General features: G+C 44.0%; 1 protein-coding gene. It reads right to left on the reverse strand.

The genetic code is table 11. The features are described 5' to 3' along the window. The coding region (locus R7Z41_RS24175) for a response regulator transcription factor (protein ID WP_318141660.1) at nt 1-556 on the reverse strand (556 nt) is incomplete at its 3' end. Between the last annotated feature and the right edge of the window lie 577 nt (nt 557-1,133).

Here is a 1,133-nt window from a genome sequence, read left to right on the forward strand (position 1 = left end):
CTTCCAGACGGCGATACAGGGATTCCAGATGCGCTTTTACCGTTCCGGTACTGATATTCAGCGCTCTGCCGATCTCCTTATTTGATTCGCCCGCCGCTAACATGGTTAAAATCTCCCGCTGGCGGGCGCTTAACGATTTGAGATCTTTAATGTCCTTTTCCGGCGTCGTCCGCCAGTCTCCAGGCAGAAACATCATCCCCATCGCCGCACTATTTACCGCCAACGCAAATGTCTCGACGGTTGAATCACGAGGCACAATGGCCAGCACATTAAAATGGATAACTTCCTGTAACCACCGTTTATTGCAATCCGTCGCCGTAATTAACACCTTAACCTCAGGAAATTGCACCACGGTTTTTTGCAGCAACCAGTAGCAAAACTCACCATCCTGATCGCCATCGAGCATAACTAAGGCTTCAGGGTCACTTTCCAGCTTTTGCCATAACTCGTCTGCCTGACTGGCCCCCTGAATACTCACTCCTGGAATACGCTGCTGTAAACTGATTTTCATTCCATGAATAAATATTGACTGCCTGTCAAACATGACTATTTGCATAACTGAATCTCCACCTGAATACGTTAAAAAGACTTAAGTAGTGGAAGGGTATTACCCGCGAGAAAAAATAAGAATTCGCCATTTGGCGGTGGCCATTCTACAGAGATGACGCGTAGAAAATAGTTACCGATATAAATAGTTACAGCTAAACGCCTGAAATTACATGTCGAGGGCACTATTTAAAACAATTTTGAGGATTTCCTTATATTGGTGGTTAGTACGCATGCAATTAAAAATGAAACTCCGCGACCACAAGCAAAAATAACAAACGGCAATGAGACAAAAATAAGCACAAATAGCCAACACGTCCTCTATTCACTTTAAAGGGAATCGCTGAAAAATACGCTCTGTTTAGGGGGATTCACCTTTCTCAGAAAGCTATTCCGCCCTTTTCCTGCTGAGAAATCGCCACATTCGTCATGACAACATTGTGAAACCCGGCATTAGATGTTAGAAAAAACAATAAACAATGCGATATGGATGCTACTGTTTCGTTGTGAACAACAATCGGTCAAAGAAATGGATAAAATTCACGCAATGCAGTTGCTCATCAGAGTCGCGGAGTTGGAACGTTCCG

The organism is Vibrio sp. 1457 (assembly GCF_033340195.1).
GTDB lineage: Bacteria > Pseudomonadota > Gammaproteobacteria > Enterobacterales > Vibrionaceae > Vibrio > Vibrio alginolyticus.